The sequence below is a fragment of the Variovorax sp. ZS18.2.2 genome, assembly GCF_024701975.1.
Taxonomy (GTDB): Bacteria; Pseudomonadota; Gammaproteobacteria; order Burkholderiales; family Burkholderiaceae_C; genus Variovorax.
Genome location: NZ_JANLNM010000001.1, coordinates 1,476,263 through 1,494,479 on the forward strand (window position 1 = coordinate 1,476,263; position 18,217 = coordinate 1,494,479).

Sequence of the window (18,217 nt, forward strand, 5' to 3'; positions counted from 1 at the left end):
TCAGCCCGCGGTGCCGCGGCGCACCATGCGGTCTCGATGCCTTCAACGCCCCCCACACCTGCTCCCGCCCCCGCGCCCAGCGCCACCGACCTGAATTCCCGCCACGCAGCCATCGCGCTCGGGCTTTCGCTGCCGGCCGACGTCGTTCTCTACCTCTTGCTGCCGATGTACGCCGACCAGTTCGGCGTGACGCTGGCCGAAGCCGGCATGCTGCTCGCGGCCAACCGGCTGGTGCGCATCGCCGGGTACCGCTGGGTGGCGCGCTTCTATGCGCGCAACGGCGACCGGCCGACCTGCACCATCGCCGTCGTGGCCGCCGCCGTCTGCGGGGTGGGCTACGCGACGCTCTCGGGCTTCTGGGCGCTCTTGCCGCTGCGGCTGATGTGGGGGCTGTGCTTCGCGGCGCTCAACCTGTCGACCCAGGCGCTGGCCACGGCCGACCCGGTCGGCGCCGCGCGCCGCAACGGCCGCTCGCGCGCGTTCATCGCCATGGGGCCGGTGCTGGCGCTGCCCCTGGGCGCGTTGATGGCGCACTGGGTCGGGCCGCGCGCGATCTTCGGCATCCTCGCGGTGTTCTCGCTGCTGGCGGTGTTCGCGGCCCGGCGGCTGCCCTCGGCGCCGCATCGCACGGAAAAACCCACGCGGCGCTTCCAGTGGCCCAACAGCCTCGATGGCTGGTCGTTCATGGAAGGGCTGGCGCTCGACGGGCTTTTCATCGTCGGCCTCTCGTACCTCGGCAAGGACCTGCTGCCGGGCGGCGCGGTGATCGTGGCCGGCCTGCTGATGGCGCTGCGCTACCTCGCGGAGATTTTCCTGAGCCCGGTCGGCGGGCACCTGGCGGACCGCTTCGGCGCGGAGCGGCTGCTGGTGAGCCTCTCGCTCGTGACGGCGATCGCGCTCGTGGGCTTCGGCCTCGGCTGGCTGTGGAGCTGCGCGGCGCTGATCGTTGTGCTGCGCGCCTTGCAGCTGCCCTTGCTGTCGCCCATCGTGGCGCGCCGCACGCCGGGGCCCGAGCGTGTGCAGGCGCTGGCCGCGCGCTCCGTGTGGCGCGACATCGGCGCCGGCGCCGGGCCGCTCATCGCGGGGCTGCTGCTGCCGGTCGCATCGCCGCCGTGGCTCTATGGCATTGCCGCCGTGCTGCTGGCCATCATGGCGCTGGCCTGCGGGCGAAATCCATCGCCACAATCGACACCATCTCACTCGCAGGAGCGAACGTCATGACAAGGTCCCATGCCATCGAAACCGTCGAGCAGCTCGAAGCCCTGTTCGGCCAGCCGGGCGAGGCCTCGCTCAAGAAAGAAGTGCCGTACCTGCACCCGAGCTACCAGGCGCTGATTGCCGCTTCGCCCTTCGCGGTGCTCGCCACCCTCGGCCCCGGTGGCCTCGATGCATCGCCGCGCGGCGACCCGCCGGGCTTCGTGGTGGTGCAGGACGAGAAGACATTGCTCATGGCCGAGCGCCGCGGCAACAACCGCATCGACAGCCTGCGCAACATCGTGGCCGATCCGCGCGTGGCCTTGCTCTTCCTGATTCCCGGTGTCGGCGAAACGCTGCGCGTGAACGGACGCGCGCGTATCACTGTCGCGCCGGATGTCATGGCGCGCTTCGCAATGGAAGGCAAGCTGCCGCAGTGCGTGATCGAGGTGCAGGTGGAAACGGTGTACTTCCAGTGCGCTCGCGCGATCCAGCGCTCGAAGCTCTGGGCGCCCGTGGCGGCGGATGCAAAGCGCGAAGTGCCGACGGCCGGGGCCATTCTTTCGGCGCTGACCGATGCGGCATTCGATGGGGTGACCTACGACCGTGAGTTGCCGGCAAGGCAGCAGTCGACCTTGTACTGAAAGATCATGGACAACCACATCGCTTTTCGCACCGCGGCGCTGGCCGATCTTCCCGCCATCGTCGAGCTGCTGGCGAACGACGAACTGGGGCGCCGCCGCGAAGTGACGGGGCCGACGCTGGATGCGCGGTACCTCGCGGCATTCAACGCCATCGAGGCCGATGCGAATCAGCAACTCGCAGTCGCGGTGGACGAGGCGGGCGCCGTGGTCGGCACCTTGCAGCTGTCGTTCATACCGGGCATCGCGCGGACGGGCGCGTGGCGTGGGCAGATCGAGGCGGTCCGCATTGCGGAGACGTTGCGCGGTTCGGGCGTGGGTCAGCAGATGTTCGAGTGGGCCATTGCGCAGTGCAGGGCGCGCGGCTGCACGCTGGTGCAACTGACCACGGACAAGGGCCGTCCGGACGCGCATCGCTTCTACGAAAAGCTCGGCTTCGTTGCGAGCCACGAGGGCTACAAGCTCGGGCTTTGACACCTGTTTTCGGGGCTGAACAGGCCACTGTGTTTCGATGTTCAGCAAGATGTCACTCAAAGCAACCGCCAGTGGTTCGAGGGCCATCCAGGGGGAGTCGGCAGTGTAGACTGCCAGGTTTTTCCAAGTGGCGGTAATGGTGCAAGTGTCAAGGCGCACAGGCTTCACCGGCTCGGCGCTGATTCGCTTGCTCGCTCGCCTGACCGACATCGAAGTCCCCGAGCCCAAACAGGCTTTTGCGGATCGATTGAGTCAATGGCTCGGCTGGACCGATGCCATCTCCCTTTCTGCAGCGTTGAACGGCGGCCTGACTGCTGCGTCTTCTGGCGCGCGCGTGGCTGGCAACCCCGAAGCACGCGAATGCGAGCGTGTGCGGACCGCGATGGCCAACGCCATCGCGGAAGACATGCACAGCGTTTCCCGGGACAACACGACCGACTTCGCTGCCTACCGCAGGCGCTACCACGCCAGGCAGCAGGCCATGGAGACGAGCATCGCGCCCTTGCGCGGCCGCCTGCGTTCGACGCTGGCGACGCGCTCGCCCGACATGGCGCGGCTGGCGGCGGTGGACGTGGTCATGGAGCAGGTGTTGAGCGCGCAGGAGCATCGGCTGCTGGCGAGCATCCCGGCGACGCTCGAGAAGCATTTCAAGCGCTTGGGCCGGGCCGATGCCAACGCCAGTGCCGACGCCGACAGCGAGGCCGAACCCGGCGTGTGGCTGGCCGTGTTCCGCAAGGACATGCACGACGTGCTGCTCGCCGAGATGGACGTCCGATTTCAACCGGTCGAAGGGCTGCTCGAAGCCCTTCGCGCGAGCTAACCAGAGTTTCATGACCCAACTTCTTCATCGCATCGTCTTCGTCGTCGGCCTGGCCGCAGTCTGCTGGGTCGGCATCGGGTACATCGGCTCGAACCCGCTGGCGCTGGCGATCACCGTGCTCATCGGCGCGTTCTATGTGGTGGGTGCGCTGGAGCTGCACCGCTTCGGGCAGGCCACGACCACGCTGACCCATGCAGTCACGGACATGACCGCGCCGCCCGCCAGCCTGGGCGAATGGCTCGACAAGCTGCATCCGTCGCTGCGCAATGCGGTGCGCCTGCGTATCGAAGGCGAGCGCGTCGGCTTGCCCGGCCCGAGCCTCACGCCGTACCTCGCGGGCTTGCTGGTGCTGCTGGGCATGCTGGGCACCTTCCTCGGCATGGTGGTCACGCTGAACGGCACGGGCACGGCGCTGGAGAGCGCGTCGGACCTGCAGGCCATGCGCGCCTCGCTGGCCGCGCCGGTCAAGGGGCTGGGCGTGGCCTTCGGCACCTCGCTCGCGGGCGTGGCGACATCGGCGACGCTGGGCCTTCTGTCGGCCCTGAGCCGGCGCGACAGGATGCAGGCCGGGCAACTGCTCGACGCGCGGATCGCCACCACCTTGCGCGTCTTCTCGCAGGCCCATCAGCGCGAAGAGTCCTTCAAGCTGCTGCAGCGCCAGGGCGAGGCGATGCCCGTGCTGGTCGACCGCCTGCAACTGATGATGGCGACGATGGAGCGTCAGAGCCAGGCCTTGAACGAACGCCTGATCTCCAGCCAGGACAGCTTCCACGGCAAGGCCGAGGCCGTGTACGCGGGCCTGGCTTCATCCGTCGGCCAGTCGCTGAAAGAGGGCCTGGCCGACAGCGCCCGCATCGCCGGCGCGACGATCCAGCCGGTGGTCGAAGCCACCATGGCCGGCATCGCACGCGAGACGGCCGCGCTGCACGCCACGGTCGAGCAGGGCGTGCAGCGGCAACTCGACGGCCTCTCCACCCGCTTCGAGACCAACACCACCACCGTGGCGGACATCTGGAAGACCGCACTCGCCGGGCAACAACGCACGAGCGAGGCGCAAGCCAAGGACCTGCGCACCGCGCTCGACCAGTTCACCCAGACCTTCGAGCAGCGCTCGGCTTCGCTGGTGGACGGCGTTTCCGCCCGCCTCGAAACCACGGTCGAGCGCGTGTCCGACAACTGGCGCAGCGCGCTCGCGCAGCACGAACGTGCGAGCGAAACCCTCTCGGGCGACACGCACCGCGCACTGACCGCCGCCGCAGCCACTTTCGAACAACACTCGGCTTCGCTGCTGAACACGGTGGGTCAGGCGCACACCGACCTGCAGGCCGAGATGGCATCGCGCGACCAGCAGCGGCTGGCCGCATGGACCCAGTCGCTCGAAGCGATGGCCGTGTCGCTCCAGCAGGAATGGCAGCAGGCCGGCGCGCGCAGCGAGACCCAGCAGCAGGAAATCTGCAAGACGCTCGCGCAGACCGCCAGCGACATCTCCGCCCAAAGCGAAGCGCACGCGAAGAGCACCATCGCCGAAATCGGCCAGCTCATGCAGGCCGCCTCCGAGGCGCCGCGCGCCGCGGCCGAAGTGATCGCCGAGCTGCGCCAGAAACTCTCGGACAGCATGGCGCGCGACAACGCGATGCTCGACGAGCGCAGCCGCATCCTCGGCACGCTGGAGACGCTGCTCGACGCGGTGAACCACGCCTCCACTGAACAGCGCAGCGCCATCGATGCGCTCGTGGCCACCTCGGCGGACCTGCTGGACCGCGTGGGCTCGCGCTTCACCGACAAGGTCGACACCGAAACCGGAAAGATGGCCGACGTCGCCGCGCAGATCACCGGCAGCGCCGTCGAGGTCGCGAGCCTGGGCGAGGCCTTCGGCTTCGCGGTGAAGCTCTTTGCCGAATCGAACGACAAGATGAGCGCGCACCTGCAGCGCATCGAAGCTGCGCTCGGCAAGTCCATCGCGCGCAGCGACGAGCAACTGGCGTACTACGTGGCGCAGGCCCGCGAGGTCATCGACCTGAGCATCATGTCGCAGAAGCAGATCGTCGAAGACCTGCAGCAACTCGCGGTTCAGCGAGCCACCGCGGGCAGCGAAGCGTGATGACCGAGGACCTCGACGCCGGCACCGAGGCATCGGTCCCGGTATGGGCCGTCTTCGGCGACCTGATGTCCGGCCTGCTGGGCGCCTTCGTGCTGATCCTGGTGTGCGTGATCGGCATGCAGCTCGAGCTCGCGACCAAGCTCGAAGCCGAGGTCAAGCAGCGCAGGGTCGAGGCCGAGCGGCTGCAGACGCTCGAGCAGGCGCTGGCCGGGCCGCTCGCGGCGGGCCGCGTGACGCTGAACAACGGGCGCATCGGCATCAGCGGCAGCGTGCTGTTCGCGTTGAACTCCGCCGAACTGCAGCCCGAGGGCCGGCAACTGCTCAAGAGCCTGGCTGCGCCGCTCACGGCCTACCTCCAGGCCCGCGACGAGATCCTGATGGTGAGCGGCTTCACCGACGACCGGCAGGTGCGCGGCGGCAACCGCCAGTTCGCGGACAACTGGGAACTCTCGGCCCAGCGCGCGCTGACGGTGACCCGCACGCTGATCGAGGAGGGCATTCCGTCGTCCGCGATCTTTGCCGCGGCGTTCGGCGCCGAGCAGGCGGTGGCGTCGAATGCCGATGCCGACGGACGCTCCAGGAACCGTCGCGTGGAGATGGCGCCCACGCCGAAGCGTTCGGACGCGAAGACAAAGCCTCGTGAGTAGTGAGGACGCCATCGGAATGGAGGCAACGCTCGGCGCATGGCGCGAGCGCGGGGCGCATCGCCTCGATCCGGTGCGCTTTCATTTCATCGAGACATTGGCCAAGCGCGCGGCCGACCACGGCGGGGAGGCGCGGCGCATCCTGGACGAGAAGGTCACCGCGCTGCTTGCAGCCTACGGCGAGGATCTTGAAAAGATTCCGGATGCGGAAGTCGTCGCAGGCGAGCGATCTGCGCGCGGGCCGCTGGCGGAACTGACCGACCACCTCGTGCGTCACGCATCGTCCGAACGGATGGACCCGGCGACCAACGAATTGAAGGTGCTCCCGTTTTTCCGGAGCACATGGTCGAAGCTCAGCGCCGAACGGCGGCTGACGCAATCGCTGGCGAAGCTGCCGCAGAACGCCGGCCCGCTCAATTCGCACAACCTCGTGCATCAATCCCTCACGCTGATGCGCGAGCTTTCGCCGGAATACCTCAATCGGTTCGTCTCGTATGTCGATGCGTTGCTGTGGGTCGATCAGGCGAATGCGCCGGCCGGCAACGATGCGCCGCGCGCCGAGGGTGGCAAGAAGGCTGCGCGCGGCAAATCCGGCTGAGCCGCGGACGGCAGGGGGCGGGTCAGCCCCGGTGCCTCTGGCGCCATCGCGACCCCAACAGATACACCGTGGCCGCAAGGAGCAGCGCTGCGGCAGCGACTTCCGACAGGATCGTGATGTTCGCGACGGGGCTGTGCAATTCCATGGGGGCCAAGGTGTAGTGCGCGAGCCCGTCGAAGCCCAGCACGGCATAGACGGCGACAAGGAGCAGGCCCGTCATGACGAACTGCTTGCGGATGAGCAGGAACCCGAGCACCCCCACCGACGTGATGCCGACCCAGGCCGCATAGACCTTCGCGCTGGTGAGCGAGGCGGGAAGGTTCGGGTACTCGCAGATGAACTCGGCGTTGTGACTGAAGTGCCCGAGGCTGGTCAGGAAGTACATCGCTGCCAACGCGAAAAATAGGCGGGCTTGAGGTTGTGCAGTCATCGGGACAGAAAAGATGCAATGGCAACAGCAAAAGCTTTTTTTATTTTCAAGGTCAGGTAGATAAAAATACGTCGACACAATTGAAATATTGATTCGAAAAAATCAATCACTCCGATTGCATCGATGAAATAATTAAACCTGAAGTTTATTTTTTAAATATTTAATTCGGACAACCTTAAGCGATCCGCTTGGATCCAGAAACCTGCGTCAGGGGCACGGAGACCAAGGAGTAACAATACGATCAGGAGCACTGGGGGCCGAATTTACGTAGTTAGGCGGAAGAAGTGTTTTGGCTTCGGAAATAAACCCCATGCCACAAGAGTTGTTTGGCCGCGGATTTCCAGCAGCGTCTGAAAGACCGTTTGCGCTCAGTTTAATTAATGCTTGCTGACCCACTGCAAGTGGGGTTTGCAAGCTGCAATTAATGTTGAACGCCACACTTGCTGGGTAATCCGGTGATGCCGTAAAGTTTGCAATATTATTGGTATTCATTGGCGTCACAACTTTAGTGAGGGTTTGATTTTCATAAAACCCAGTGCAACTGAGTGCTGGATCAATCGAATTAATGACAAACGTTGCGCTAGTCAGGAGTGGGGATGGAGCGCCACCTACGTGCCCCGAATGATAGCCAACGGCAATTTGAAATTGCAACTGCGTTCCGACGGGCAACGGTTGAGCGTTCGATACAGTGGCGCCCGAATTTGTCAATGTCGCCAAAAAAACGGTAGGAGTGGGTGACCCCCAAAAACTAAACCCTGGTGCATACGGTGTAGCGTTCACTGAAGCGTTGTAAGTCTCTGGAATGCATGTGGTGACCGCCATTGCCGAGGTGGTCGAGGCAAGCAATGCGGTATGTAGCATGAGTACCAAAGAAATTTGAGCCGCCGTTCGCCTTGTTCTTTTTTTTGGAGCGCCCTGGGTGTGCGTAAAATTTTTGACAGACACAATAAAACTCCCTTGTTGAAAAATTGCAGTAGCCACTCTGGATCATTTGAAATGATCAATAATTCACTGAGTCATTTTTATGAGTCACAAGAGTGAATTTCAAGTCTACATTGGATTTTCTTTGAGTGTCAATGTGTAGATTGATTTGAGAATCTTGAAAACTTCACATGAACGTTGAGTATGGGAAGCAGAGCTAGTGTGCGGGATTTTTCGTGAAACACTCGTGTGTAATTAATTTCCGAAATGTTTCTCTAATACACGAAATCTTTGCGATCGATATGCCATTTACGCTGATGCGCAATCTGTCGTTGGAATACTCACTTTGTTCACGCCGTACGTCGACGCGTTGCTGTGGGTCGATCAGGCGAATGCGCCTGCGCGCAACGATGCGCCGCGCGCCGAGGGCGGCAAGAAGGTTGCGCGCAGCAAATCCGGCTGAGCCGCGGGGAGAGGTTCAGCGAAGCGATGCCCGGCGCCGCTCGCACAACCGCAACACCAGCAGGCTAACCGTGGCTGCAAGCAGCAGCTCCGCGGCAACGACTTCCGAGAGGATCGTGATGCTCGCTGCGTGTGCGTGCCAGGCCATCGGCGCCAGCGCGGAGTGGCCGAGTCCGTCGAAGCCGAGCAGGGCATCGGCGGCGATAGGCAGAAGGCCCATCCTCACGAACCGCTTGCGAATGAACAGGAGCCCGAGCACCCTTACCGACGTGCTGCCAGCCCAGGCCGCATAGACCTTCGCGCTGGTGAGCGACGCCGGAAGATTCGGCGACTCGCAGATGAACTCGGCGTAGTGCGCTGAAATGCCCGAGGCTGGTCAGGTTCTACTTGTTTCGCGTGACCGGCACGTTCACATGCCATTTCTGCAGGGTGGTGCCCACGGCCCGTGTGCAGGTGACCATGACGTTGCGCCCCGTCAACCCGTAGCTCTTGGGCGTCCATTTCGTTTCGAGCGGAACACTGCACCTGGGGACCAGAACTTTCATGTTCGGATCGAGCGCCACCCACCCGCTGTGCGTGATGGCGTTCTCCTTCGCGACAAAGCTGCGTGCCTCTTACCGTATCTCGAACAGACCGTGTTTTTCGGCCGTGGAGCGATCAGTTTCGATGCGCCACGAAGCCAAGCAACTTGCCGAGGCAAGGAGCAGAAGGGGAAGCAGGAGTGTGCGGCTTCTGGTCATGGCATTCGGGATGCTGCGCTCAGGTTCGACCCGTCGCCGCCTGTTCCGCCCGCGCATCGTGCCCGATGACCAGCACCAGCACGAACGCCACCGCCGACAGCAGCGCGAGAAAGATCACCGCGTAGATGTCGTTGCCCATGCGGTCCTTCAGCGCGCCGAAGATCGTCGGGCCGATGTAGCCGCCGAGGTTGCCGATGGAGTTGATCCACGCGATGCCGGCCGCGGCCGCGGTGCCGCTCAGGATCGCGGTGGGCAGCGTCCAGAACATCGGCAGCGCGCTGAAGATGCCGAACGCGGCGAGCGTCACGGCCGCCATCTTGGGGATGGGCGCGCTGGTTTCTGCGGCCGCAACGAGGCCCACGAAGATGCACGCGAGCGGGATCAACAGGAACCACTTGCGCTCCTTCTTCGCATCGGAGGCGCGGGTCCAGAACACCATCGCGATGGCACCGATCAGGTACGGAAAGGCGTTGATGAAGCCGATCTCCACGTTGCCCAGGCCGCCGAAGCCCTTGATGATCTGCGGCAGGAAAAAGCTCAGGCCATACAGCGGCACGGTGATGCCCATGTAGACGAACCCCAGGCCGATCACGCGCGGATTCAGCAGCGCCTGCCTCCACGAAATGGTGTGCAGCGCTTCGCGGCTGCGGCGCTCGCCGTCGAGCGTGTGCTGCAGCCAGTCGCGCTCTTCATTCGAGAGCCACTTCGCATCCTTCGGGCCGTCGGGCAGGTAGAACAGGATGAAGAAGGTCAGGATCAGCGAGGGAATCGCCTCGAGGATGAAGAGCCACTGCCAGCCGTGCATGCCGCCAAAGCCGTCCATGTTGAGGATGAAGCCCGAGATCGGTGAGCCGATCACCGTGGAGATCGGGATCGCGAACATGAACCAGCCCACGATGCGCGCGCGGTAGGCGGCCGGAAACCAGAGCGTGATGTAGAAGATGACGCCCGGAAAGAAACCGGCTTCGGCAATGCCGAGCAGGAAGCGCACGACGTTGAAGCTGGTCGAGCCGCCCACCCAGGCCTGGGCCGCGGAAAGAATGCCCCAGCTGAACATGATGCGGGCGATCCAGCGGCGCGCGCCGAAGCGCTCCAGCGCCATGTTGCTCGGCACCTCGAAGAGGAAATACGCGAGGAAGAAAATGCCGGCCGCGTTGCCGAACACGGTGGAGGTGAAGTCCAGGTCCTTGGACATTGCGGAGCCGGCAAAGCCGAGGTTCACGCGATCGAGGTAGGCGATGAAGTAGCTGATCATCAACAGCGGCAAGAGCCGCCAGCTCATCTTCGAGATGGTTCTTTGTTCGACGGGGTTCACGGTATATGTCTCCTGTTATGTGAAGGTTTTTGTGGAGCCTGTCCGGTGACAGGTGAAGGGAAGGATGCTCAGGACGCCTGGTCTTTTTCTTCTTCTTTTTCTTCTTTCTGCTGCGCCCTCATGACCTGGTGGCGCTGCCAGTAGTGGCCGACGGCGCCCCTGAAGTTGTCTTTCTGTTTGCCGAGGCCCGCCACCTTGACCTTGGTGGTGCGAGCGCCCAGCATGCCCTTGTCGTGGTGCGTGACGATCAGCGTGTCGCCGAAGCTGCTGTCCTTGTAGGTCAGGCCCTTCACCTCGTCCCAGGCGATGGTCGAGCCGCCGTCCGCGCTTGGATGCAGGCCCGCGTAGTCGACCCCGATGCGCTCGCCGCCCTTCAGCGCGAACTCGAGCGGCGGAAAGTGGCGCAGCACCACGATGCGCTCTTCTTCGGTGGCGGGTTCGTAGCGGTAGGCGAGGCTCAGTTCGTGGTTCTGCACGAAGCGCTGCTCGTACTCGCTCCACAGGCGTTGCTCGATCGCCGGCGCCGTCTCGATCTCGTCGGCCCAGGTGGCCTGCGGTGCGGTCGCGACGATGGCGCCGTACACGTTCTCGGGCACATGGTGATCGACATTGCGCATGCGTTCGAGCAGGGGCGGATGACTGTCGTAGGGATGGGGCACGTCGGCGGTCTTCATCGTCTCGATGAACGCCTCGGAACTCGCATAGGGCGGCAGCCCGTCGGCCACGAAGCGGGCGATGCCCAGTGCGCCGTCGTGCTGGCGGTTTTGCGCGAAGAGCTTCTGCTCGACGTCGTTGCGGTAGCTCGCGTAGGCCGAGATCTTGATCAGCGACTGCACGATGGCGCTCGGCGCCGTGAGGCTCGCGGACACGCGATCGGCCTTGTACTCGCGCTCGCGGCTGTCGCGCGCCAGGGCGAACTCGAAGATCATGCGGTAGAGGCGCAGCAGGTAGTGCGCCACGATGGTGAGGCCGCCGCTGCGCATCTTCCAGGTGTACTGGTCGAACTGCCGCAGCTTGGGGCCGAGCGCCGCGCTGCTGCGCGTGTCGCCGCCGCCCAGGTGGGCCAGCTCGTGGGCCAGCACCGCATCGGCCTCGGACTGGTCGAGCACGCGCAGGAGCGGAAGGCTCACGAACAGCGTGCGGCCGTTCAAGGCACGGCCGGCGACTTCGATGGGCGCTTCGGTCACGAAGAAGTTGGTGTCGATGCCCGCCACGATCTGATCGGGTGGCGCCGTCTTCACGCGGCCCGCGAGCTGGCGAATGCGCTCCCACAGGCGCGGTGCATCGGCCTCTGCGATGAGCTCGCCGTCGATCGCGTTGACCGAAGGCAGCTTCTTGAAGAGCGTGTACACCGCATAGAACACGGCCGCCGCGGCCGCGACGCCGGCAATGATGATCAGCTTGACGTAGTAGCTGTGCCAGAAGAAGGCCGTGACCCAGAACGAGAGCCACACCAGCATCGCGCTCTGCAGCACGACCTCGATGGCGCTCGACACCGTCATGAGCCGCCAGCCCGCGACGAAGCTCGCGTAGCGCAGGCCCCGATTTGCGAAGGCCAGCGCGCCGAGCACGAGCGCCGCAGCGAGCAGCGCCGCGCCGAGCGCCAGCGTCCAGAGCGCGGCGCGGTCGGCCCAGTGGAACTGCCACTGCATCGAGTAGGGGCTGCACACCTTGTCGTGGAAGTTCTTGTCCTCCGGCGCGGTGGCATCGCAGGCCTTGGAGAGCGGGTGGCTGCGATAGAACGCGGTGGCCTCCGCCTTGTCGGCGGCGTTGAGGCGGGCATCGGTGCTGATGCGTTTCTCGATCGACTGCAGGAACTCGGCGTCTTGCGAGCGCAGTGCGTATTCGGTGAAGACCAGCGTCGCCGCCGGGATGGCGAAGAGCGACACGAGGGTCAGAAGAAACACGCGAAGCAGATCGGCATGGATCGTGCGGGCGAAGGCCATGGGTAACTCCTCCTGGAAGGCAATGCTATGAGTCGTTATGGAAGCGGTCCGGGAAGCCGATAGCGTAGCCGCCGATCGTGTCGCTGTGAAATTCCGCGGCGCGTCAAGCGCGTGCAACCGCCGACCAGCCAACGAATAAGGTTATCGCTTTTGCATCGTTCCGCACCCCGGAGCGCAGGTATAGCCTTCGGCCTCACCTATGCCTCCAACCACCGCACCAAACCCTGTTTCTTCCTCCGGTCCGGGCGCGTCGCCGGTGGCCTGGATTGCCGGTGTCGGCGCCAGCGCCGGTCTGGGCGCTGCGCTCGCACGGCGCTTCGCGGCCGAGGGATTCCTCGTTGCGTTGACCGGTCGCACCCAGGTGCAACTCGCCGCGGTGGCCGCCGAAATCGAAGCTGCCGGCGGGCGTGCCCAGGTGTTCGCCGGCGATGTCGCGAGCGAGGCCGAGATCCACGGTATCGCGCAACGCGTCAAGGCCCTGGGTCCGCTCTCGGTGGCGATCTTCAATGCCTCGAGCGCGGTGCGCGCGCCGACGCTGGAGATCTCGGTCGACCAGTTCACGCAGGCCTGGCGCACCAGCGCGCTGGGTGGTTTCATCTTTGCGCGCGAAGCCTTGCAGGGCCTGCTGGCCAACGGTTTCGAGGCCACTGCGCCCAAGGCGCGCGGCAGCCTGCTGTTCACCGGCGCCACCGCAGCGCTGCGCGGCAAGCCGCCGTTCGCAGCGTTTGCGGCCGCCAAGGCCAGCCTGCGCTCGCTGAGCCAGAGCCTGGCGCGCGAGTTCGGCCCGCAGGGCATTCATGTGGCGCACGTGGTCATCGACGGCGGCATCGACGGCGAGCGCCTGCGCAGCAACGCGCCCCAGCGCGCGGCGCAGGCGGGCGACGACGGCCTGCTGCAGCTGGACGCCATTGCAGAGAACTACTGGCAGCTGCACGTGCAGCACCGCAGCGCGTGGACGCAGGAGCTCGACCTGCGCCCGTTCAAGGAACCCTTCTGAGGAGTCATGCCGCATGGGCACCGCATCGAATGACCACCTGGTGGCCGCCAATCTCCCTTTCGTCGAAGGCGAGGTGAATTACCTGAAGGCGGGGCAGGGCAGGCCGGTGAGCTACACCTTCGAGCCGCCGCCGGGCGTGCCCTGGGTGACCGGCGAGCTGGAGCCGCGCCGCGTGGCGATCCGCGATGGCCGGCCGCTCGTGGCGCTGCGCGAACTCTCGCTCGACCGCAGCGGCTTCACGCAGATCTCGCACCGCAGCGTGGTGGCCGACTTCTCGCACGATGCGACCATCCGCGACATCTACTACCGCGAGGCAGAAGCGCTGCTGCGCGACGTGACGGGTGCCGAGAAGATCGTCGTCTTCGACCACACGCTGCGCGACAGTGCGCAGGGCTCGCGCCGCACGGCCGAATTGCGCGAGCCGGTGCGCCGGGTGCACAACGACCAGACCTTCGTTTCCGCGCCGCGCCGCGTGCGCGCCCACCTGCCGCCCGAGGAAGCGGAAGAGCGCCTGAAGCACCGCTTCGCCATCATCAACCTGTGGCGCCCGCTGGCCACGGTGGAGCGCCTGCCGCTCGCGCTGTGCGATGCGCGCTCCATCGCCTTCGAGGACATGGTGCCGAGCGACCTGGTCTACCCCGACAAGGTGGGCGAGACCTACTCCTTCACCTGGAACCCGAAGCACCAGTGGTACTGGTTCCCGCGGCTGCGGCCCGACGAGGCGCTGCTCCTGAAGATCTACGACTCGCGCGAGGACGGCACCGCGCGCTTCACCGCGCACACCGCCTTCGAAGACCCGACCGGCGCGCGCGAGGCGCCTGCGCGGCGCAGCATCGAACTGCGGGCGCTGGTGTTCTGGCCCGCCGCATGAGTGGCACAAAGCAATTGCGGCTCGGCGCCTTCATGCGCCCGGTCAGCATCCACACCGGCGCGTGGCGCTACCCGGGCGCCTGGCGCGATGCCAACTTCAACTTCGCGCATTTGAAGCAACTGGCACAGACGCTGGAGCGTGGCCGCTTCGACGCGTTCTTCATGGCCGACCACCTGGCCGTGCTCAACATGCCCATCGAGGCGCTGCAGCGCAGCCACACGGTCACTTCGTTCGAGCCGTTCACGCTGCTGTCGGCGCTGGCGCAGCACACGAAACACATCGGGCTGGTGGCCACGGCATCGACCACCTTCGACGAACCCTTCCACATCGCGCGCCGCTTCGCCTCGCTCGACCACCTGAGCGAAGGCCGCGCGGGCTGGAACATCGTGACCACCTCCAACCCCGACGCGGCGCTGAACTTCGGCCGCGACGACCACATGGAACACGACGAGCGCTATGCCCGCGCCCGCGAGTTCTACGACGTGGTCACCGGCCTGTGGGACAGCTGGGCCGACGACGCCTTCGAGCGCGATGCCGAAAGCGGCCGCTTCTTCGACCCCGCGAAGCTGCATGTGCTGAACCACAAGGGCAAGTACCTCTCGGTGCGCGGGCCGCTGCACATCGCGCGGCCGGTGCAGGGCTGGCCGCTGATCGTGCAGGCGGGCGCGTCGGAAGCCGGGCGACAGCTCGCGGCGGAAACGGCCGAGGCGATCTTCGCTGCGCCGGGCACGCTGGCTGCGGCACAAAGTTTCTATGCCGACATCAAGGGCCGCATGCGCAAGCTCGGGCGCGAGCCGGACCACCTCAAGATCCTGCCCGCGGCCTTCGTGGTGGTCGGCGACACGGTGGAAGAAGCCCGCGCCATCCGCGCGAAGCTCGACAGCCTGGTGCACTACGACAGCGCCATCGCCTCGCTCTCGATCCAGCTCGGCCACGACGCCTCGAAGTTCGATCCCGATGCGCCGCTGCCCGAGGTGCCAGAGACCAACGCGAGCCAGAGCAGCCGCGCCCGCGTGATCGAGCTGGCCCGCAGCGAGAACCTCACGGTGCGCCAACTCGCACAGCGCCTGGGCGGCTACGGCGGGCTGGCCTTCGTCGGCACGCCAAAGACCATCGCCGACGAAATGCAGGAGTGGCTCGAGACCGAGGGCTCCGACGGCTTCAACGTGATGTTCCCGTGGCTGCCGGGCGGGCTCGACGACTTCGTCGACAAGGTGGTGCCCGAGCTGCAGCGCCGCGGCATCTTCCGGCGCGAATACGAAGGTCGTACCTTGCGCGAGAACCTTGGTTTGCCTCGGCCTGCCAACCGATTCTTTTCCCCGAATTAGCGCCATCCGGGGCTGGCAGGCCACCGACCCCACGCCTGCACCGGTTCCCGCGTCTGGCGACAATCGGGCCAATGCGTTCTTCCCCCTTCTTCAAGATGGCCCTCTTGCTGGGCCTGCTTTCGGCCATCGGGCCCTTCGCCATCGACATGTACCTGCCCGCGCTGCCCGCCATCGGGCAGAGCCTGCGCGCCGACATCGGCGCGGTGCAGATGAGCCTCACGGCGTTCTTCCTCTCGCTCGGCGCGGGCCAGTTGCTCTACGGACCGATCTCCGACATGGTCGGGCGCAAGCCGCCGCTGTATGCCGGGCTGGTGCTCTTCGCATTGGCCAGCGTGGGCTGCGCATTGGCCACCGACATCCAGACGCTGATCGCGCTGCGCTTCGTCCAGGGCCTGGGCGCCGCGGCCGGCATGGCGATTCCGCGTGCCATCGTGCGCGACCTGCACACCGGCACTGACGCGGCGCGGCTGATGTCGCTCTTGATGCTGGTGTTCAGCGTGTCGCCGATCCTCGCGCCGCTCGCGGGCAGCGCGGTCATCGCCGTGGCGGGCTGGCGCGGCGTGTTCTGGGCGGTGACCATCGCTGCCGTGGCGGGCCTCGCGATGATGGTCAAGCTGCTCGACGAAACCCGGCCGGCGTCGGAGCGCGTCGAGAGCAGCCTGGGCAGCGCGCTGTCGGCCTACTGGCTGCTGCTGCGCGACTCGCACTACCTCGGGCTGGTGTTCATCGGCAGCTTCGCGATGGCGGGCTTCTTCACCTATCTGGCCAATTCGTCGTTCGTGATGATCGACCACTACGGCCTCTCGCCCGCGCTCTACAGCGTGGCGTTTGGCGTGAACGCGGCGGCCTTCATCGGCGCCTCGCAGTTCACCGGTTCGCTCGGCGAGCGCTACGGGCTGGTCAACCTCGTGAAATTCGGCGTGGTGTGCTGCGGCGCGGCGATGGTCGCGATGTTCGTGTACTTCGCGATGGGCGGCGACAGCATCTGGGTGCTCATCGTCCTGTACTTCATCGCCTCGGGCTTCATGGGCCTGGTGATCCCGACCACCGGCGTGCTCGCGCTCGAAATGCACGGCGCCATCGCCGGCACCGCCTCGGCGCTGCTCGGCACGCTGCAGATGCTGACGGGCGCGCTGGCGATGGCGGTGGTGGGCTTCTTCACCGACGGCCGGCCGCTGCCGATGGTGGCCGGCATGGCCGCGGGCGCGCTCATCGCGCTGGTGTTGACATGGCTCACGCTGGGCGGCGTGCGCTCGGAACCCACACGAAGGACGCAGGAAGCGTGAGCTCGATACATCCAGGCGCCGCACTGGCAAGCGCCGAAGCAAACACCCTGAAGCCCATCGACGGCCTGGCCTCGCCGGAGCGCGGCTGGGCCATGCTGGTCATCATCCTCGGGTTGATCGTGGCGGTGCTCGACGGCACCATCGTCAACCTCGCATTGCCGGGCATCGCGCGCGAACTGCAGGCCAGCCCTTCGCAGGCGATCTGGGTGGTCAACGCCTACCAGATCGCCACGCTGGTCATGCTGCTGCCGCTCGCCTCGCTCGGCGACCTCGTGGGCTACCGGCGCGTGTACCTCGTGGGCATGGCGGTGTTCGCGCTGTCGTCGCTGGCCGCCACCTTCGCCAATTCGCTCGGCACGCTGATCGCGGCGCGCGCCTTCCAGGGGCTGGGCGCGGCCGGGATCATGAGCGTCAACGCGGCGCTGGTGCGGCTCGTGTACCCCTCGTCGCAACTGGGCAAGGGCATGGCCATCAATTCGCTGGTGGTCGCCACGTCGTCGGTGGCCGGGCCCTCGGTGGCGGCGGCGATTCTCTCGGTGGCCTCGTGGCCGTGGCTCTTCGCCATCAACGTGCCGCTGGGCATCGTGACCTTCGCGCTGGGCATGAGGGCGCTGCCGTTCAACCGCGTGGCGCCGGCGGCGGGGCTGCGGTTCTCGCCCGTCGATGTGACGCTCAACGTGCTGATGTTCTCGCTGGTGTTTCTGGGCGTGGACCGGTTGGGCGTGCGCGAAGGCGGGGTGGAAGGGGGCGGGTCCCACTGGTCCGCCTGGGCCATCCTGCTGGCAGGGCTGGCGGTGGGCTTCGTCTACCTGCGGCGCCAGCGCACGCAGGCGGTGCCGCTCTTCCCCATCGACCTGCTGCGCATCCCGGTGTTCGCGCTGTCGATGGGCACCTCGGTGGCCGCGTTCTGCGCGCAGATGCTGGCCTACATCGCGCTGCCGTTCCTGCTGCTGGACGTGTACGGCCGCAGCCACATCGAGGCGGGCCTGCTCATCACCGCGTGGCCGCTGGCCATCGTGGTGATGGCGCCGATTGCGGGGAAGCTGATCGGCAAGTATCCGGACGGGCTGCTCGGCGGCATCGGCCTCGGCCTGCTGGCCGCGGGCCTCGCGCTGCTGGCGGCACTGCCGGCGCATCCAGGCAATGCCGACATTGCCTGGCGCATGGCGCTGTGCGGGCTGGGTTTCGGGTTGTTCCAGTCGCCCAACAACCACACCATCGTCAGCTCCCCGCCCGCGCACCGAAGCGGTGCAGCCAGCGGCATGCTGGGCACCGCCCGGCTCACGGGCCAGACCCTCGGCGCCGTGGTGCTGGCGGGGGTCTTCAGCGTCTGGAGCCCGCACGGCGGGCATGGTCCGGTGGTGGCGCTGGTGCTGGCGGCCTGCTGTGCGGCGGTGGCGGCAGTTTTCAGCAGTCTGCGGTTGAAGACGACAAGTCCGCAGCACTGAA

18 protein-coding genes are annotated in these 18,217 nt (G+C 66.0%); 12 read left to right on the top strand and 6 right to left on the bottom strand.

Annotated features, from left to right (window positions below; genetic code table 11):
• The first annotated feature begins 36 nt into the window (after nt 1-36).
• The 7 genes from NU688_RS06955 to NU688_RS06985 all read left to right on the top strand — a co-directional run bounded on the left by NU688_RS06955 (nt 37) and on the right by NU688_RS06985 (nt 6,472).
• Nucleotides 37-1,221, top strand: a complete 1,185-nt coding sequence (locus NU688_RS06955) for an MFS transporter (protein WP_257859798.1) — start codon at nt 37-39, stop codon at nt 1,219-1,221.
• Nucleotides 1,218-1,838, top strand: coding sequence for a pyridoxamine 5'-phosphate oxidase family protein (locus NU688_RS06960; RefSeq protein ID WP_257859799.1), 621 nt, complete (start codon nt 1,218-1,220; stop codon nt 1,836-1,838). Before NU688_RS06955 ends, NU688_RS06960 begins: the two co-directional genes overlap by 4 nt.
• Nucleotides 1,839-1,844: 6 nt before the next feature.
• Nucleotides 1,845-2,309, top strand: a complete 465-nt coding sequence (locus tag NU688_RS06965; protein ID WP_257859800.1) for a GNAT family N-acetyltransferase — start codon at nt 1,845-1,847, stop codon at nt 2,307-2,309.
• 136 nt (nt 2,310-2,445) lie between these two features.
• The gene (locus NU688_RS06970) at nt 2,446-3,129 is read left to right on the top strand and encodes a DUF3348 domain-containing protein (protein ID WP_257859801.1); all 684 of its coding nucleotides are present in this window, start codon (nt 2,446-2,448) and stop codon (nt 3,127-3,129) included.
• A 10-nt stretch (nt 3,130-3,139) separates the two neighbouring features.
• On the top strand, nt 3,140-5,230 hold the full coding sequence (locus tag NU688_RS06975) for a DUF802 domain-containing protein (RefSeq protein ID WP_257859802.1): 2,091 nt from the start codon (nt 3,140-3,142) through the stop codon (nt 5,228-5,230).
• Nucleotides 5,230-5,877 carry an OmpA family protein gene (locus tag NU688_RS06980; protein WP_206179211.1) on the top strand — a complete coding sequence of 216 codons (648 nt, stop codon included), beginning with the start codon at nt 5,230-5,232 and terminating at the stop codon, nt 5,875-5,877. The genes NU688_RS06975 and NU688_RS06980 overlap by 1 nt, the downstream gene beginning before the upstream one ends.
• A 16-nt stretch (nt 5,878-5,893) precedes the next feature.
• Entirely contained in the window at nt 5,894-6,472 is a 579-nt protein-coding gene (locus NU688_RS06985; protein ID WP_257860533.1) for a DUF2894 domain-containing protein, read from the top strand.
• A gap of 22 nt (nt 6,473-6,494) precedes the next feature.
• On the opposite strand, the gene NU688_RS06990 is transcribed toward NU688_RS06985, so the two are convergent.
• The 6 genes from NU688_RS06990 to NU688_RS07015 all read right to left on the bottom strand — a co-directional run bounded on the left by NU688_RS06990 (nt 6,495) and on the right by NU688_RS07015 (nt 12,286).
• On the bottom strand, nt 6,495-6,857 hold the full coding sequence (locus tag NU688_RS06990) for a hypothetical protein (protein ID WP_257859803.1): 363 nt from the start codon (nt 6,855-6,857) through the stop codon (nt 6,495-6,497).
• 252 nt (nt 6,858-7,109) lie between these two features.
• A complete protein-coding gene (locus NU688_RS06995) occupies nt 7,110-7,883 on the bottom strand; it encodes a hypothetical protein (protein WP_257859804.1) in 774 nt (257 codons plus the stop codon).
• A 418-nt stretch (nt 7,884-8,301) separates the two neighbouring features.
• Nucleotides 8,302-8,505 (bottom strand): hypothetical protein, encoded by a 204-nt coding sequence (locus tag NU688_RS07000; RefSeq protein ID WP_257859805.1) that lies wholly within the window; start codon nt 8,503-8,505, stop codon nt 8,302-8,304.
• Between the two features lie 163 nt (nt 8,506-8,668).
• Nucleotides 8,669-8,830: a hypothetical protein gene (locus NU688_RS07005; RefSeq protein WP_257859806.1), complete on the bottom strand. Its 162-nt coding sequence runs from the start codon at nt 8,828-8,830 to the stop codon at nt 8,669-8,671.
• A 214-nt stretch (nt 8,831-9,044) separates the two neighbouring features.
• Nucleotides 9,045-10,340 carry an MFS transporter gene (locus NU688_RS07010; protein WP_257859807.1) on the bottom strand — a complete coding sequence of 432 codons (1,296 nt, stop codon included), beginning with the start codon at nt 10,338-10,340 and terminating at the stop codon, nt 9,045-9,047.
• 68 nt (nt 10,341-10,408) lie between these two features.
• Nucleotides 10,409-12,286: a M48 family metallopeptidase gene (locus NU688_RS07015; protein WP_257859808.1), complete on the bottom strand. Its 1,878-nt coding sequence runs from the start codon at nt 12,284-12,286 to the stop codon at nt 10,409-10,411.
• Nucleotides 12,287-12,485: 199 nt separating this feature from the next.
• On the opposite strand from NU688_RS07015, the gene NU688_RS07020 reads away from it, so the two are divergent.
• The 5 genes from NU688_RS07020 (at nt 12,486) to NU688_RS07040 (ending at nt 18,216) form a co-directional block, all read left to right on the top strand.
• Nucleotides 12,486-13,283, top strand: coding sequence for an SDR family NAD(P)-dependent oxidoreductase (locus tag NU688_RS07020; RefSeq protein ID WP_257859809.1), 798 nt, complete (start codon nt 12,486-12,488; stop codon nt 13,281-13,283).
• A gap of 13 nt (nt 13,284-13,296) precedes the next feature.
• Nucleotides 13,297-14,154 (top strand): CmcJ/NvfI family oxidoreductase, encoded by an 858-nt coding sequence (locus NU688_RS07025; RefSeq protein ID WP_257859811.1) that lies wholly within the window; start codon nt 13,297-13,299, stop codon nt 14,152-14,154.
• Nucleotides 14,151-15,482 carry an LLM class flavin-dependent oxidoreductase gene (locus NU688_RS07030; protein ID WP_257859812.1) on the top strand — a complete coding sequence of 444 codons (1,332 nt, stop codon included), beginning with the start codon at nt 14,151-14,153 and terminating at the stop codon, nt 15,480-15,482. Before NU688_RS07025 ends, NU688_RS07030 begins: the two co-directional genes overlap by 4 nt.
• Nucleotides 15,483-15,553: 71 nt before the next feature.
• On the top strand, nt 15,554-16,768 hold the full coding sequence (locus NU688_RS07035) for a multidrug effflux MFS transporter (protein WP_257859814.1): 1,215 nt from the start codon (nt 15,554-15,556) through the stop codon (nt 16,766-16,768).
• Between the two features lie 92 nt (nt 16,769-16,860).
• Entirely contained in the window at nt 16,861-18,216 is a 1,356-nt protein-coding gene (locus tag NU688_RS07040) for an MFS transporter (protein WP_374684634.1), read from the top strand.
• The last annotated feature ends 1 nt before the right edge of the window (nt 18,217 follow it).

Bases quoted from the DNA above. Each gene is read 5' to 3' on its own strand.
- NU688_RS06955 (WP_257859798.1), top strand. From the start codon at position 37: ATGCCTTCAACGCCCCCCACACCTGCTCCCGCCCCCGCGCCCAGCGCC.
- NU688_RS06960 (WP_257859799.1), top strand. From the start codon at position 1,218: ATGACAAGGTCCCATGCCATCGAAACCGTCGAGCAGCTCGAAGCCCTG.
- NU688_RS06965 (WP_257859800.1), top strand. From the start codon at position 1,845: ATGGACAACCACATCGCTTTTCGCACCGCGGCGCTGGCCGATCTTCCC.
- NU688_RS06970 (WP_257859801.1), top strand. From the start codon at position 2,446: ATGGTGCAAGTGTCAAGGCGCACAGGCTTCACCGGCTCGGCGCTGATT.
- NU688_RS06975 (WP_257859802.1), top strand. From the start codon at position 3,140: ATGACCCAACTTCTTCATCGCATCGTCTTCGTCGTCGGCCTGGCCGCA.
- NU688_RS06980 (WP_206179211.1), top strand. From the start codon at position 5,230: ATGACCGAGGACCTCGACGCCGGCACCGAGGCATCGGTCCCGGTATGG.
- NU688_RS06985 (WP_257860533.1), top strand. From the start codon at position 5,894: ATGGAGGCAACGCTCGGCGCATGGCGCGAGCGCGGGGCGCATCGCCTC.
- NU688_RS06990 (WP_257859803.1), bottom strand. From the start codon at position 6,857: ATGTACTTCCTGACCAGCCTCGGGCACTTCAGTCACAACGCCGAGTTC.
- NU688_RS07000 (WP_257859805.1), bottom strand. From the start codon at position 8,505: ATGGGCCTTCTGCCTATCGCCGCCGATGCCCTGCTCGGCTTCGACGGA.
- NU688_RS07005 (WP_257859806.1), bottom strand. From the start codon at position 8,830: ATGAAAGTTCTGGTCCCCAGGTGCAGTGTTCCGCTCGAAACGAAATGG.
- NU688_RS07015 (WP_257859808.1), bottom strand. From the start codon at position 12,286: ATGGCCTTCGCCCGCACGATCCATGCCGATCTGCTTCGCGTGTTTCTT.
- NU688_RS07020 (WP_257859809.1), top strand. From the start codon at position 12,486: ATGCCTCCAACCACCGCACCAAACCCTGTTTCTTCCTCCGGTCCGGGC.
- NU688_RS07025 (WP_257859811.1), top strand. From the start codon at position 13,297: ATGGGCACCGCATCGAATGACCACCTGGTGGCCGCCAATCTCCCTTTC.
- NU688_RS07030 (WP_257859812.1), top strand. From the start codon at position 14,151: ATGAGTGGCACAAAGCAATTGCGGCTCGGCGCCTTCATGCGCCCGGTC.
- NU688_RS07035 (WP_257859814.1), top strand. From the start codon at position 15,554: ATGCGTTCTTCCCCCTTCTTCAAGATGGCCCTCTTGCTGGGCCTGCTT.
- NU688_RS07040 (WP_374684634.1), top strand. From the start codon at position 16,861: ATGCTGGTCATCATCCTCGGGTTGATCGTGGCGGTGCTCGACGGCACC.